The following is a 12,468-nucleotide window of genomic DNA, read 5'->3' as shown; positions in this document are numbered from 1 at the left end:
CATAAAAAAATACCCCGCTTCTGCGGGGTATCTGTTATTGAATTTTGGATTTAATGAACGCCAATATCTCGTCCATTGTTTGGTCATCAACCTTCTTCAAATTAAGCGCTAGGTTAGGTCCTTTGCGGGTATAACTCGCTCGCCCTTTAACTAACTCTGTCTTGGTCACTTTGGTGCGCTTTGGTGGCACAAGCTCGTGCATCCAAGTCTCTAGGGTTTCTGACACTTCTTTAGTGATTCGGGCAACACCATGAGCGCTGCTTTGCTGCCAGATAAAACCATCCGTTTCGCCACAACGAGCAATCAGTTTAAACTGGTTATCATCGCCAAGCTCATTAAACTGCTTATGCAGCTTAACAATGGTTGGTCGCCCTAAATCACTAACATTAGGGTAAGCTTGAAGCAACTCTAGAGGTAAATCGGCGGCCTTAAGCGCACCACTGACTAACGCCTCACTACATTGAAACATTTTTGCCAATGCTTTTTGGTCTTCTGCTTCGCCACTGTCGAGCTTAGCTAACATTTCTTTGCCCTTCTCGTATAGCGACAGCGGTTTATGGGCATTCGCTACATCCGATAAGAACTTAGCATGATCAGCATTAATATTGTTAGCGACATAAATCAAGAATTCCTGATTAGCGATAATACAAGACATTCGACGACGGCTACCGTCGAGGACTTCAATACTACCATCCTCTTGTCGACGTCCAACTGCCGGATATTGCTGCCCTTTGTCACGTAATGTCGCCAGTACATCCGACAACGCGTGCTCATTTAGAAATGATTGTTCACGAGCGTTTTCTTGGAAAACAAAGGTTGTTTTTTCAATTTGATCGGCTGGGATACGAATTAATTCAAATGACACAAGATCTTCACCAGCAACTGCGAGTTCGATAACTTGTGCTTGTTCTTTCGCAGCGCTTTGCGCCTCTTGAGGCGTAGAAGCGCGTCGTTTATTGGCTTTTCCAAATAGTTTTGCATTCAGATCAGAAGTTTTAATTGCCATCTTCTATTACCCTTGGTTCAATGATGCCCAGTTGCTATGTAACACTCTTTCTAATTCTAGTGCACTTTTCTGCACCGCATCTTGCGCGGTAGCCAATGTTTTTTTACCGCCTTCAAAATCACCGGCAGTGAGATCAAAAACCGTACTGTAAGTATCGGCACACGTTTCAAATGCTCGGCTGCGTGGAATCGTCGCCATCATAACCTGATCGCCAAGCAAGTAGTTCATTTCAGTTAAAACCGATACTTGTTTCTTATTATCGTCTTCAAAAATAGTTGGCATCAGACGGACAAATTCAAGCCCTTTCCAATCGTCAGGGAACATCTCATATACTGTTGGAAGGTGTTGGAAAAAGTTAACTGTCGACGCCCAGTCTAGACGTTTTGCCGCACATGGAATAAGTAACGCATTAGAAGCGTACATTGCATTCCAAACTAATGGGTCAACGTGAGGACCTGTATCTATCATAATGATGTCAAAGTCTTCAGCAATCTTATCTGTTAGTTGCTCTTTTAGCAGCTTAACGATATCAAGAGACTGATTTTGTGACAGATTTTGCCATGCTTCTGCGTTAAACATCGCATCTTCAGGAAACGCTGAAATAGTTTTCAGATTAGGATATTGCGTCGGTAGCAAAACATTACGACGCAGGAACTCTAAATCGATTTCCGTCCCTTCAGGGACATTTTCCAACATAACATCCACTGCTGAGTAAATATTATCATGATCTGAAGAGCTAATTTGAGGATTCAAGAACAGTCGTAATGAACCTTGTGGATCTAAATCTATCAAGCAAATGCGATAACGCTTTTCTAAGTTCAGTGCTAGACACGCAGCCAAATGAACCGCACTCATCGACTTCCCTGTCCCACCTTTTTGGTTCTGTACGTTAATAATCCAAGGTTTATTATCTTGATTATTTTTCCGCTGATGGAATTTAGGTACCGCTGCAGCGTCCATCAACATATGGGCTTCTTGCAGCGAGATTGAATAATGATTGGCATTATTCTTAGTAAATTGATGGCCGTCAGCTTCTAACTTACTAATCGCATCATCAAGTTTGCGACGCGTTAAGCCTGAGCGCGTCTCCATCATAGCCTTAGACATAGGAGGAAAATGTTCTTCACTTCGTTCTTCTAATACTATTTCAATACGATCGGCTTGCACCTGCTGAGTGAGCTCTGCGAGGCGACAAAGATTATCTATAGTTTGTTCTCTTTTCATACCTAAGTTCCAGTCAAGTAACCTAATCAAATAACGTACAGCATTATCGTACATTCTCACAAAAAAGCTGTCCATACATTTAATGAGTATAATTGCACTTATTTTGACAATGTATTGTCAATTTGTGATTAATGACGATTAATTGAACAAAAATAGTCACCAACTAGCTGATGGAATATGTAAACTTTTAAAGTGTTACAGCGTCACTTATTTACAATGTAAACAAGAATATGTCCGGAACGATTATGATTGAGCGCTAAATTACGGCGGATGACATTTTGAGTTAGAAGCGACAGAATTAACTCTACAATACCCCATTTTCTAAAAATACGTTCAATCCTATAGAAAAAAACCAAATCAAGTCAGTCTTGCTTGGGGCTACAGAACAATGAATGAAGAGGCGGCAACAACAGAATGGAAACATGATCAAGGTAGATAGTTTATTTGGACACAACAAAACGAATTGTTCTGAAGCATGATCAAGGGACAAGCCACCGATTCAGCTAATTTAACTGAACGTAGAATAAGATCGAAAACAAGGAAGAATGATCAAGTGTTCAAAGACACGGAAGCATGATATTTTTATAACAAACTACGGTAGATGCTAGGTGGAATAAGGGATATAAGCAATCAGCGTCTATTATTAACAATATTGAAATACAAAAGAAGCATTCTGTATCACTTGATCATGGTTCCCAAAATGAGCTGATGCCTCATAATATCGCGAACACGGCTAAATTGAGTACTCGAAAATCACGCAGAGGATACTATTGATGAAAAACCATACAAAAAATGGCTGTTATCCCTCATCTTGATCATGCTTCCATTAGTAAACCAATGAATCAGTAGGATAAATCGAAAATTTTTAGATATGAAAATGAATAACCTGTGGGTAAGTTAATTTTGTTACTTGATCATTGTTCCTCATAAGAGTTGATCATCTTTTCGCTCCGTACATGATCATCGTTTCTTTTCCTATTGATCATGCTTTCTATATTTAATGATCATAGTTTCGGGGGAAGCATGATCATGCGTCCGAGCGACTTTAAAAATAACATCATAAAATCAACACCTTACGGGATGATTTTAGCCCAGATCATTAGATCACTTAATCATATTAGATCAGTATTAACAGATAGATCATAAAAACAGATCGATAAAAATAATCCTTTATTTATGATCTGTTTTTCTTTATTCTTTGGAACAATATCGGAATTACGGATAGTGTGATATAGATCTAATCATGAGTGATAATAATAAAGTACTGATCAAGCTCCCAAGAGATCATAAAGGGGGACACCTCTTCGAAATTACTGAAGCATCCGTAGATTGGATTGAGCAATACCAGCACTTCAAGGGAGTAACAAAAAGTATCCTTGAGCTGCTTAATCTCATTTCTTTACGTGGATTCAGTTCAAAAGATGGTTACGTATCAACAACCGAACTTATTATCGCGACCGACGGCAAACTCACACGAGCCGCCATACAACAGCGACTTCGCGCGGCCGTTAATATTGGTTTGTTTTCTCAACTCCCGGTTAAATTCGAAGAAGGTTTAGCGGGGAAAACAATGTTACATCGGTTTATCAACCCAAACCAACTCGTCTCAGTATTAGGCGCCACTAGCCTAATCACAGAATCCGTTAAGCAATCAGAAAAGCAAAAGAAATCTAAAGCGCTGGCTCAGACTCAAGTTAATAAACGTTTGTTAAATGAACATGGGTTATACACGCCACCAGCAATGCGTGATGAGGCCGATCAATTCATTGTATCGCCGACAAATTGGGCCGGTATCATTGATCAAGCGCTAGCTCCACCGAGAACGAGGAAAAGCTACCAAAAATCGATGGTATCGATCTCTGGCACTCGAGCGGTAATTGAAACACGATCTTCTAAAAATATTATGACCGTCGATGATCTGATGACACTGTTTGCGTTATTTACGCTTACCGTTCAATACCATGATCATCATCATGAAGAATATCAGCTTGATGCCAAGCATGTTCCAAACAAGACACCACTCTATATTACTGACATCTTGTCATTGAGAGGCAAAAAAGACAGCGGCCCTGCTCGTGATTCTATTCGTGACAGTATCGATCGCATCGAATTTACTGATTTCCAACTTCACGAGCTAACGGGACGTTGGCTAAGCGAAAACATGCCTGAAGGGTTTAAAAGTGATCGCTTCCGCTTTATTGCCAGAACAATTACCGCTTCTGAAGAAGCGCCTCGTGAAGGGGCTGACGGCGAAATTAAAATCAAACCGAACTTGTACATTTTGGTTTGGGAACCGTCATTTTATGAAGAACTACTGACTCGAGATTACTTTTTCCTATTTCCACCGGAAATCTTGAAACAACATACCTTGGTGTTCCAACTTTATTCGTATTTCCGAAGTCGTATGGCACGTCGTCATACGGATTCGTTATTGCTTTCCGAGTTGAATCAAAAGTTAGCTCGCAACATTGAGTGGCGACGTTTTTCTATGGATCTTCTTCGAGAATTAAGACGATTAGGAGAAGATCCTCAATCTGATAACGAGTTTGACGTGAATCTATGGGGTTATCACCTGACATTAACCTGTTTGGATCCTTTAGCTAAATTGCCAGATTTTCAGGTCGATATTCGCTGCGACGTGGAAGAGGTATTGCGTTACTCTCGAGCTCGTACGACAAACGCTGGGAAACGTAATATGGCACCAACGTTGCCTAACCCTTTGCGACATGAATTAGTGAGCCGCAAGCAGCTTGATGAGCTTTCATCCATTATTGATGGTGAGTTTGAACCTATTCAACGTAAAGCACCATCGCCGAAAGGGAATTTAGGTCGACGAGTTAAGCAACGTAAGCATCTTGTCGAGATCAATGCTGATGAGATTACCATCGTATTATCTAAATATACCTCACCAGAGGCTCTAGAACGCAGTATAACGGCGTTGTCTGCAATGACTGGACATTCACTGGCTTCAATCAAACAAGAGTGCTATGAGCTCATGGAGAAGCTTGATTGGCTGCGTGTCGACAATAACGTGATTCCGTATGAAACCTTGAGCCAAGTGGTAGAGTTATATAACTCTCGGCAGGAGAACAAGCATCTGTCGATAGAACGTCTAATTTCGGCGTTGGCAGTGCGAAAAAAAGTATGTAAAAGTGTCTACCAAGGCCAAGTTGATGAAGCGGTTTTTCGGGTTTTGGATGAAGTCTCAATCTAGGTGTCTGTTGACGGGAAAAATTGTTGAGATACAGACATAACGCTGACAAAGCATTGACAATGTTAAACGATAAGATGGTTATTATTTATTCCGAATAGACAACCTTTTGTCCTCTCTATCTAAACATGTAGATTGGCTCATATTGTTACATTCATTCTGATATATTTTTGGCGAGTTCTTTTGAACTCGCTTTTTTTTTGCCTGTTTGAAGCTCCATGTGAGTACAAAGGTAGGGAAAAGAAATGGCCTTGCTAGATATGAAAAATAGGGATCTGGATCACGTCAGTTTTTGACAGTGTAATCCTCAGAATGTACGTGGCAATGTTATCAATTTCAAAGCTAATTTCTGACATTTTTTAACTTCTCTTCAGAAGTATTGATTGAGTCACACTCTGAACTTATTTCCCTTAACAACAAAATTATCCTTTGCTACAGATTAGGTGTCCTAGACATGGTTTATCTGGAGGAAACAATGTCCATTAATTCTATCGACCATGAAGATATGACGTCTATCACGACAAAATGGGATCACTCTGAAGAGTACATGGAAGAACAGCGCCCAGCGAAGCAAGCAAAATCAGCAGAGGCGAGAAGACGCATTGAAGCGTTGAGAGAAATCAAAGAGAGTGGATTGACTCTTGAAGAAGCGAGAGAACTCGGTTTGATTCATTGATCGCGAGAGCGTCAAATTAAGAGGGTGGCATATGCCACCCTTTCGTATTTTTAGCGACTTGATTTGAGTTCTAGGCTTCATCGGTGCTATATTCTGCGATCACTTGAACTAATCAACGAATTGCTATGTCTTACAACTTATCGTTACTGCCTCCAGCAGAGAAAAACAAAGTTGAGCTGGATAAGCAGGCCTCTTATGTCGTTTGGCAGCTTAAAGAGGCAAAAGTGGGTCCTGATGCCATCAGAACTCAGCTTGAAAATATCCGTGATGAAGCTGAAAAAGCGTGGTTTGAGCAATGTGTGGCCAAATACAAGAAGATGATGGGTGTGTTGTGATTGTTTACATGACCCATCACAATTGATTTGCCTCCGTGATTTGATAAAATCCTCGCATTAAATTGAATAAGAGAGAACATCCCGATGGGAAGAAGTTTTGAAGTGCGCAAAGCCTCAATGGCAAAAACTGCAGGCGCAAAAATTAAAGTTTATTCCAAATACGGTAAAGAAATTTACGTTAGTGCTAAAAATGGCGGTAGCGACCCAGACATGAACTTAGCGCTTAAGCACCTGATTGCAAAAGCGAAAAAAGACCAAGTTCCAGCGCACGTTATTGAAAAAGCATTAGATAAAGCGAATGGCGGCGGCGGTGAAGATTACCATGCAGCACGCTATGAAGGATTTGGACCTGGTGGTGTAAGCGTTATTGTTGACTGTTTAACAGATAACGGTAATCGTACTTTCCAAGATGTTCGCCAGTGTTTTGTTAAAACCGGTGCTAAAATTGGCGGCCCTGGTGCTGTAGCTCATATGTTTGAACACCAAGCTGTATTCCAGTTTAAAGGTGAAGACGAAGAAGCAGTACTTGAAGCGCTAATGATGGCTGACGTTGATGTCGCTGACATCGAGTTAGAAGATGGCGTTATCACTGTCTTTGCGCCTAACACTGAGTTTTTTAAAGCCAAAACAGCGCTTACTGCAGAGTACCCTGAGCTGGTGCTTGATGTAGAAGAGATCACTTTCGTTCCACAAACGCACACTGCGGTACCGGCGGAAGATGATGAAAAATTCCAGAAGTTCCTAGATATGCTTGATGATTGTGATGACGTTCAACAGGTTTATCATAACGCTGAAGCGTAATAACTTAGGTAAACAGTATAAGCGTTACTCGCTTATACTATGACGCTATCTAAGCATATATTTGTAATAGCCCGCACTAGCGGGCTTTTTTATGCCTATCTTTCTGTTTATCCTACTTTTTTATAATGGACTCTTGTACGGCTATGGAACGATGATCATGGCTGTGAAGGTCTTGGATCATCTCGCCTTGATCATTCTTCCCAATTGGTATGACATAATTCCAATTTAATTGTGACATTGGCGCGATCAAGCTTTCTTCATGTGCGCTATGAGAGGGCTTGTAGTGATTGTTGGCGATTTTTCGTGTACAAAGACCTACTAATGAAAAGTAATTCACGCTGAGCTTATGGAAAGACGTCTCATTAGCTTACTACGGTAGTGGATTCGATAAAAATAAAGGAGATAGCAATGAAGGTGAGTTTTATTGGTCTTGGCGTGATGGGATACCCAATGGCGGGGCACTTAGTCAAATCCGGTTTTGAAGTCACAGTCTACAACCGTACGATTGAAAAGGCGCAGCGTTGGGCAGAGGAATACGATGGCTGTTATGCAGAAACGGTAGCGGACTGTGTTAAGGATGCCGATGTCGTTGCGGTATGCGTGGGCAATGACGACGATGTTCGTCAAATGACCACAGCAGCGAATGGCGCACTTGCTAATATGAAGCGTGGTGCCATTCTCATTGATCACACCACGACGTCAGCACTATTGGCTGAAGAGTTAGGGTTAGCGGCTAACGAACACGGTATAGAGTTTATTGATGCGCCAGTCTCCGGAGGGCAAGCCGGCGCTGAAAATGGCGTTTTGACCATCATGTGTGGCGGCAGCGAGGCGGTTTTTTCCAAGCTTCAACCTGTGTTTAATGCGTATGGTCGCTCGTCGGTTCTGATGGGAAGCGTAGGGCAGGGGCAGCGGGCAAAAATGGTTAATCAAGTTTGTATCGCTGGGGTATTAACTGGTTTATCGGAAGGGCTACTGTTGGCTCAAAAGAGTGGTCTTGACATACCTGCCTTAGTCGACTGTCTTAAAAATGGTGCCGCGGGATCCTGGCAGATGGAAAATCGCGCAAACACAATGGCAGAAGATAAGTTTGATTTTGGCTTCGCGATAGACTGGATGATAAAAGACTTGGGCTTTTGCCTTGATGAAGCTCAGCGTCAGGGGATAACGCTACCATTGACTCAACAATCGATAGAGCGTTACCAAACACTATCGGCTCAAGGAGAAGGACGTTCAGATACCTCTGTGCTGCTCAAGGCTGTCCGAAGTGATGCTGAAAGCTAGACTTTACAATGTAAATCTCAACGCTATCGATCGTAACAGACAATAGTAGACATAGAGCTTACTTGAAAAGATGCTACGCAAGAGGTCTAGCATCTTTTCAATATTGAGTAGCTATTCATTATCGCTTTCAGAATTCTCTATATTCAACACGTGTCGCCAATTTTCATCAACTTGTGTGAATGTTTGTAGGCAAACATCTTTTCTTTCGTCGCGGTAATCCTCCTCTATTTCATCAAGTAGTGACGAGTAACGCTCTGGGTCACTTCCATAAACAAGGCATAGTGCACTAAAGTAACGCTGCAAATCAAAGCTGTGTTCACCGATATATTCAGATACCTCGTAATATTCGGGACGCTCTTCTGACTCAAATGAGAACATGTCAGCGGCGCTGACAACAGCATCACTGCCGCCCTCAACGTAATTAATCATCAGAACAGCCGCAAAATTGTCGACGGCATCCTCTTCCTTGCCAAGGATTGGAATACGTTGGTCAGCGACATAAGCATGACCAGCCTCGTGAAGTAATGTGTGTAGCATAGTATCGATGGCACCTTGCTCAGGGGGCTTGCCAAATTTTTTTTCATAATCATGCTTGATGAAATAGTTGAGTGAATCGGTGTAAAACTGGTAGGGGATGAGCACCGAGTGTTTTTGAGGGTCATACAATGGTCCGTCATCACTGCCATATATGATGGTCAGTGGTTGCTCGAAACGAAAATAGTTGTCGGATAGTTCAGAAACAAGCGTATTTAACTCACTTTCTTTAAGGACCTTTTGAGCATGGATGTCATCGCTCGTCGTCGCAGTTTCAAATTCAAAGTTAATGGCTGCATTGCTGCTAATGGCATAATTAGCGGACAGCAATCCGGCTAGTATAAGGGGTTTCATGGTCAACTATTATCCTTATATATAGGGCGATTAGGTGTCAGGTATGTCATGTGCTATAATCCGCCACCTTAACATTCGCGCTGTGTAGTTATCTTTTTTGACTATATTGTCTCGCTCAGTATAGACGCCATTTTCGGTATAAGCTGATGCGTATTTGCTCAAAGCTGCTTTGTGCATCAATACCTTGAGTTCAAGTTACATTCCCATTAAAGAGAGTAGGATAAACCGAACAAGGTTGTTGGGTGACGTTGTTATTGTCGTTATCTATCCTAAATTCTTACTACACGCATACAATTTAATCTAACCTCATTAAGGAAGATGAGCGATAAACATATAGAGAGGTTATATGAGCAACACTATCTCTGTTGGAACGTTGGAATCCTTTTTGATCGCAATTAGTGTTCTTTTTCTTGGGCATATTATCAATAGTAAGTTCCCGACACTAAAAAAATACAACATTCCAGAACCCATAGTTGGTGGCTTAATTGTGGCCTTTATCATCACAGTTTTGCATTTTAACGGGACTAACTTAGAGTTTTCTTTGCCATTGCAGAAGACATTTATGTTGATGTTCTTTAGTACGGTGGGTCTTGCTGCTAATTATAAGCAGCTGCTAAAAGGGGGGGCGAAGGTATTCTTATTTTTAGCGGTGGCGTCAGCTTATATTATCGTGCAAAACAGTGTCGGTGTTGGAATGGCGACAGCACTCGGGCTAGAGCCTTTGATGGGACTGATAGCAGGTTCTATTACCTTATCTGGGGGGCACGGGACGGGGGCTGCTTGGGCTCAAACCTTTACCGAAACTTATGGTATCAGTAACACACTTGAAATCGCAATGGCATCAGCGACGTTTGGCTTGATCATTGGTGGTATTATCGGCAGTCCGGTTGCTCAGCGATTAATTGATAAAAACAATTTTGAATCTGAATATGGCAGTGGTAACGATACTCATGAACGCTTCCCGGAGTTGGTTACCTACAATGAGTACGAGCGGGACCGTGTTACGGCAAAGAAAGTAGTTGAAGTGCTATTCATACTATTGTTATGTGTGACTGGTGCTAAGTATTTGCATGCGTGGGTAAATAGCTTTGAAGTGTCGTGGTTGATGATCCCTGACTTTGTTTACGCACTCTTTGTCGGTGTTTTTATTACTAATATTTGCGAAGTATCAAAAGCTTATAAGGTCGATGCAGAAACAGTTGATATACTCGGTACTGTGTCCTTATCACTATTTTTAGCCATGGCTTTAATGAGTTTACAGCTTTGGAATATTTTCGATTTGGCAATACCGTTCTTGATTATACTGGGAGTACAATCGGTCATTCTTGGCTTTTTCGCCTACTACGTAACATTCAAAGTCATGGGTGGCAATTACGATGGTGCGGTGATAGCGGGTGGGCACTGTGGTTTCGGATTAGGGGCAACGCCAACGGCGGTAATGAACATGGGATCCATCGTTAATCGATTTGGCCCTTCTCCTCAAGCCTTTATGGTGGTTCCTATTGTAGGTGCATTTTTTATTGATATTGTTAACCTCATAATAATTCAAGGGTTCATTACTTTAATCGGCTAATATCAATCCACTATTTAAAAAGTCTCGCATTTGCGAGACTTTTTTCGTTTTTGAGACAATGTTAAAAAAATCAATAGAAAGGTTTCCAATACACACTTGGTCTGGTATTTAAATGTAAAGGAAACGTTAAAGCCCTTTTTGGCTTAGCGTCGCTTTATTTTTATTTCAAACAATTATTATAACTAGAGCTGACTAGGTAGAAATACGATATTGCTTCTGTGAGCAAAGAAGCAATACAAGGAGTGAATCATGAGTGTATTGTCTCTTATTGGGTTAGTGCAAGTGTCAGGTACGTTAGTACTCGACAGCGCTGGTAAATTAGCTTTGTTACCAGACGGTGCCACGCCACGTCCCGGGGATGTGATTATCGATGTCTTAGATAACGCTGAAATTGGTGATGATCTTAGTGTCCAATTTGTTTCTGAAGACAACACAGCACAAGAAATTGATGTTGCTGATCTGGATGTCGAACAGATAATTGCTCAAGTTGAGGAGGGTGCCGACCCTACTCAATCTGAAGAACAAGCCCCTGCGGCAGGTGAAGCGAGCAGTTCTAGCCCTACCTTATCGGGGAATATTATCCGCGATGACACGCAAACTATTGCTCAAACTCAGTTTGATACGTCGGGGCTAGAAGCACAGGGCTTATCTAATACACAATCGCTCACTCTGCTCCAATTCTTAGCTAATTCTGCTCCTGTGGTATTCAACAACTCTCGAACCTTTGATGAAGAATCTCAAGATAATCTTCTAGCGATCACGTTACCAACCGATGCTAATAACGATGTGCTTACTATCCGGATTACTAACATTCCTGCTTTGGGAACCGTTACGTTAGGGGATGGTTCTAAGGTGTCTGTTGGCGATGAGCTAACGTTAAATGAACTCGCTAACCTGCAATATGATGCCCCGTTAGATTACAACGAAGGCGAAGAGGCAGGGAGCCTAGGTTATAGCGTTGATGACGGTCGTGATGCGCCTAATTCGCTCCAGTCTGCCGATGTTGAAATCACTATCAATGAAGTCAATGATGCGCCAGTAGCTTTTGATGATGATGTTGAAACGGATGAAGACTCGGTATTGTCTGCCACTCTGCCTGACGCCACTGATGTGGATGGCACCATTGCCTCTTACGCCCTGCAAGACGACGTGCCTGCYGATAAAGGCAGCCTGACGTTTAACKCSGATGGCTCATACARTTTCGATCCGGGYGAMGAYTTCCARRGCYTSAGCAATGGCGATTCCGAAGACGTCACSTTYACCTACATTGCCTTGGATRATGAAGGKTTRGCSAGYGAGCCACAAACCATCACTATTACAGTGACGGGGATTAACGACAAGCCCGTGGCGCTGCCTGCGGATGAAATGACCGACGAAGATACATCCATCTCTCGCAGYGTGCCTGAAGCCTCCGACATTGACGGCACCATCGCCTCATACGCCCTACAAAGTGACGTGCCTGCTGATAAA

The 12,468-nt window shown here is 42.1% G+C and carries 10 protein-coding genes; 7 read left to right on the top strand and 3 right to left on the bottom strand.

Features of this window, described 5'->3' with window-relative positions; all coding sequences use genetic code 11:
- Nucleotides 1–34: 34 nt before the first annotated feature.
- Both L4D05_RS11115 and L4D05_RS11110 read right to left on the bottom strand, forming a co-directional pair.
- Nucleotides 35–1,006, bottom strand: a complete 972-nt coding sequence (locus tag L4D05_RS11115; protein WP_428752844.1) for a ParB/RepB/Spo0J family partition protein — start codon at nucleotides 1,004–1,006, stop codon at nucleotides 35–37.
- A gap of 6 nt (nucleotides 1,007–1,012) precedes the next feature.
- Nucleotides 1,013–2,230, bottom strand: coding sequence for a ParA family protein (locus L4D05_RS11110; protein WP_265675684.1), 1,218 nt, complete (start codon nucleotides 2,228–2,230; stop codon nucleotides 1,013–1,015).
- A gap of 1,243 nt (nucleotides 2,231–3,473) precedes the next feature.
- Between L4D05_RS11110 and L4D05_RS11105 the strand changes: the two genes are divergently transcribed.
- The 5 genes from L4D05_RS11105 to L4D05_RS11085 all read left to right on the top strand — a co-directional run bounded on the left by L4D05_RS11105 (nucleotide 3,474) and on the right by L4D05_RS11085 (nucleotide 8,537).
- Nucleotides 3,474–5,444 (top strand): replication initiator protein RctB domain-containing protein, encoded by a 1,971-nt coding sequence (locus L4D05_RS11105; RefSeq protein WP_428794016.1) that lies wholly within the window; start codon nucleotides 3,474–3,476, stop codon nucleotides 5,442–5,444.
- A gap of 472 nt (nucleotides 5,445–5,916) precedes the next feature.
- The gene (locus L4D05_RS11100) at nucleotides 5,917–6,117 is read left to right on the top strand and encodes a PA3496 family putative envelope integrity protein (protein WP_428794015.1); all 201 of its coding nucleotides are present in this window, start codon (nucleotides 5,917–5,919) and stop codon (nucleotides 6,115–6,117) included.
- A gap of 125 nt (nucleotides 6,118–6,242) precedes the next feature.
- Nucleotides 6,243–6,452 carry a DUF3283 family protein gene (locus L4D05_RS11095; protein ID WP_250617574.1) on the top strand — a complete coding sequence of 70 codons (210 nt, stop codon included), beginning with the start codon at nucleotides 6,243–6,245 and terminating at the stop codon, nucleotides 6,450–6,452.
- A gap of 84 nt (nucleotides 6,453–6,536) precedes the next feature.
- Nucleotides 6,537–7,253: a YebC/PmpR family DNA-binding transcriptional regulator gene (locus tag L4D05_RS11090; RefSeq protein WP_428752841.1), complete on the top strand. Its 717-nt coding sequence runs from the start codon at nucleotides 6,537–6,539 to the stop codon at nucleotides 7,251–7,253.
- A 408-nt stretch (nucleotides 7,254–7,661) separates the two neighbouring features.
- Complete coding sequence (locus L4D05_RS11085) at nucleotides 7,662–8,537, top strand: NAD(P)-dependent oxidoreductase (protein ID WP_428794014.1); 876 nt, start codon at nucleotides 7,662–7,664, stop codon at nucleotides 8,535–8,537.
- A 111-nt stretch (nucleotides 8,538–8,648) separates the two neighbouring features.
- Here L4D05_RS11085 and L4D05_RS11080 read toward each other — a convergent pair whose 3' ends face one another.
- Nucleotides 8,649–9,425, bottom strand: coding sequence for a DUF4344 domain-containing metallopeptidase (locus L4D05_RS11080; RefSeq protein ID WP_428794013.1), 777 nt, complete (start codon nucleotides 9,423–9,425; stop codon nucleotides 8,649–8,651).
- A 346-nt stretch (nucleotides 9,426–9,771) separates the two neighbouring features.
- On the opposite strand from L4D05_RS11080, the gene gltS reads away from it, so the two are divergent.
- Complete coding sequence (gltS, locus tag L4D05_RS11075; RefSeq protein WP_428794012.1) at nucleotides 9,772–10,998, top strand: sodium/glutamate symporter; 1,227 nt, start codon at nucleotides 9,772–9,774, stop codon at nucleotides 10,996–10,998.
- 249 nt (nucleotides 10,999–11,247) lie between these two features.
- Nucleotides 11,248–12,468: cadherin-like domain-containing protein (locus L4D05_RS11070; RefSeq protein ID WP_428794011.1), on the top strand; the 1,221-nt coding region annotated here is incomplete at its 3' end.

This window comes from Vibrio nomapromontoriensis (genome assembly GCF_050337205.1).
Taxonomy (GTDB): Bacteria; Pseudomonadota; Gammaproteobacteria; order Enterobacterales; family Vibrionaceae; genus Vibrio; species Vibrio nomapromontoriensis.
Note: the sequence above shows the minus strand (reverse complement) of the source record. Positions and strands in the feature narration are given on the sequence as shown.

What these genes read in the sequence shown, in the direction of transcription:
- gltS (WP_428794012.1), top strand. Translation starts at nt 9,772, where the DNA reads ATGAGCAACACTATCTCTGTTGGAACGTTGGAATCCTTTTTGATCGCA.
- L4D05_RS11100 (WP_428794015.1), top strand. Translation starts at nt 5,917, where the DNA reads ATGTCCATTAATTCTATCGACCATGAAGATATGACGTCTATCACGACA.
- L4D05_RS11105 (WP_428794016.1), top strand. Translation starts at nt 3,474, where the DNA reads ATGAGTGATAATAATAAAGTACTGATCAAGCTCCCAAGAGATCATAAA.
- L4D05_RS11090 (WP_428752841.1), top strand. Translation starts at nt 6,537, where the DNA reads ATGGGAAGAAGTTTTGAAGTGCGCAAAGCCTCAATGGCAAAAACTGCA.
- L4D05_RS11095 (WP_250617574.1), top strand. Translation starts at nt 6,243, where the DNA reads ATGTCTTACAACTTATCGTTACTGCCTCCAGCAGAGAAAAACAAAGTT.
- L4D05_RS11085 (WP_428794014.1), top strand. Translation starts at nt 7,662, where the DNA reads ATGAAGGTGAGTTTTATTGGTCTTGGCGTGATGGGATACCCAATGGCG.
- L4D05_RS11110 (WP_265675684.1), bottom strand. Translation starts at nt 2,230, where the DNA reads ATGAAAAGAGAACAAACTATAGATAATCTTTGTCGCCTCGCAGAGCTC.
- L4D05_RS11080 (WP_428794013.1), bottom strand. Translation starts at nt 9,425, where the DNA reads ATGAAACCCCTTATACTAGCCGGATTGCTGTCCGCTAATTATGCCATT.
- L4D05_RS11115 (WP_428752844.1), bottom strand. Translation starts at nt 1,006, where the DNA reads ATGGCAATTAAAACTTCTGATCTGAATGCAAAACTATTTGGAAAAGCC.